The following is a 1889-nucleotide window of genomic DNA, read 5'->3' as shown; positions in this document are numbered from 1 at the left end:
GGGGGGTGGGGCCCTTCGACATCGTGCCCGGTGAGGCACTGGCGGAGGATACGAGATTCGAACTCGTGAGGGTGTGAACCCAACACGCTTTCCAAGCGTGCGCCCTAGGCCTCTAGGCGAATCCTCCGCCGGGAACATTACATGACCGAGAGGAGTGTTCGCGAACTCGTTCCCGCACCTCACATCGGGTACCCTGTGCACAGCCCCTCACGTGGCGCTATCTGACTGAACTCCCCCAGGGCCGGAAGGCAGCAAGGGTAGGTTGGCTCTGGCGGGTGCGTGGGGGGCGCTGACGTTTCGGCCCCAGTGCCCCCAGTCCCCCGAGCCTCCGGGCCCGCCCCCACCTCTCGCTCCCCTCGGCGGAGCCCGATGTCAGTGGGCGCCTATAACCTCGTATGCGTGTCGTCTCTCGCGCTGTACCGCCGTTATCGCCCGGAGTCGTTCGCCGAGGTCATCGGGCAGGAGCATGTCACCGACCCGTTGCAGCAGGCGCTGCGGAACAACCGGGTCAATCACGCGTACCTGTTCAGCGGGCCGCGCGGGTGCGGCAAGACGACCAGTGCCCGGATTCTGGCGCGCTGCCTGAATTGCGAGCAGGGGCCCACCCCCACCCCCTGCGGGGAGTGCCAGTCCTGCCAGGACCTCGCGCGCAACGGGCCCGGTTCCATCGACGTCATCGAGATCGACGCGGCCTCTCACGGTGGTGTGGACGACGCCCGTGACCTGCGCGAAAAGGCGTTCTTCGGGCCTGCCGGCAGCCGGTACAAGATCTACATCATCGACGAGGCCCACATGGTCACGTCGGCCGGTTTCAACGCGCTGCTCAAGGTCGTCGAGGAGCCGCCCGAGCATCTGAAGTTCATCTTCGCCACCACCGAGCCCGAGAAGGTCATCGGGACCATCCGGTCACGGACCCACCACTACCCCTTCCGGCTCGTCCCGCCCGGCACCCTGCGCGAGTACCTCGGCGAGGTGTGCCAGAAAGAGGACATTCCGGTCGAGGACGGAGTGCTTCCGCTCGTCGTGCGTTCCGGCGCCGGGTCCGTGCGTGACTCCATGTCCGTCATGGACCAGCTGCTCGCCGGCGCCGGCCCCGACGGTGTGACCTACACCATGGCCACCTCCCTGCTCGGCTACACCGAGGGCTCCCTCCTCGACTCCGTCGTCGAATCCTTCGCCACCGGCGACGGCGCCGCCGCCTTCGAGATCGTCGACCGTGTCATCGAGGGGGGCAACGACCCTCGGCGGTTCGTCGCCGACCTCCTGGAGCGCCTGCGTGACCTCGTGATCCTCGCCGCCGTCCCGGACGCCGCCGAGAAGGGGCTCATCGACGCGCCCGTCGATGTCATCGAGCGGATGCAGGCCCAGGCCGGCGTCTTCGGCGCCGCCGAGCTGAGCCGCGCCGCCGACCTCGTCAACGAGGGCCTCACCGAGATGCGCGGCGCCACCTCCCCCCGCCTCCAGCTCGAACTCATCTGCGCCCGCGTCATGCTCCCCGCCGCCTACGGCGACGAGCGCTCCGTCATGGCCCGCCTCGACAAGCTGGAGCGCGGCGTCCAGTTCGTCGGGGGCGGGCCCGCCGGGATGCCCGCCGTGGGGTACGTTCCCGGGCCCGACTCCCATGGCTATCCGGCTTCCCCCACGCCCGCCCCGATGCCCTCGCCCATGCCCGCCCCGACCAGCGCGTCCGCCCAGGCCGGTGCGCCCGTTCCGCCTGGTGGCGGGCCTGCCGCGGCACGGGCCGCCGTGCGGCCTCAGGGCGGTGACGGGCCCGCCGGCGACGAGGGTCATGGTGACGCCGGTGGTGGCTACGACCCTGGCCCCAGCGCCTCCAACGCCTCCAGTGGCCCGGCCGCCGGATCTCCCGCCGCCGCCGAGGCCTCACCCCC

Annotated in this window: 1 protein-coding gene, 1 tRNA gene and 1 other RNA gene; 2 read left to right on the top strand and 1 reads right to left on the bottom strand. The window is 70.6% G+C overall.

Annotation, left to right across the window (positions count from 1 at the left end):
• Positions 1–39: 39 nt before the first annotated feature.
• Positions 40–127: transfer RNA gene (locus tag ACFXAZ_RS39485), tRNA-Ser, on the bottom strand.
• A gap of 71 nt (positions 128–198) precedes the next feature.
• Between ACFXAZ_RS39485 and ffs the strand changes: the two genes are divergently transcribed.
• Both ffs and ACFXAZ_RS39475 read left to right on the top strand, forming a co-directional pair.
• Positions 199–297, top strand: an RNA gene (gene ffs / locus ACFXAZ_RS39480) — signal recognition particle sRNA small type.
• Between the two features lie 102 nt (positions 298–399).
• Positions 400–1889: DNA polymerase III subunit gamma and tau (locus tag ACFXAZ_RS39475; RefSeq protein WP_384601902.1), on the top strand; the 1490-nt coding region annotated here is incomplete at its 3' end.

The organism is Streptomyces sp. NPDC059477 (genome assembly GCF_042749375.1).
Classification (GTDB): Bacteria; Actinomycetota; Actinomycetes; order Streptomycetales; family Streptomycetaceae; genus Streptomyces.
The sequence above is the reverse complement of the archived record's forward strand: the minus strand, read 5'-3'. Positions and strand labels throughout refer to the sequence as shown.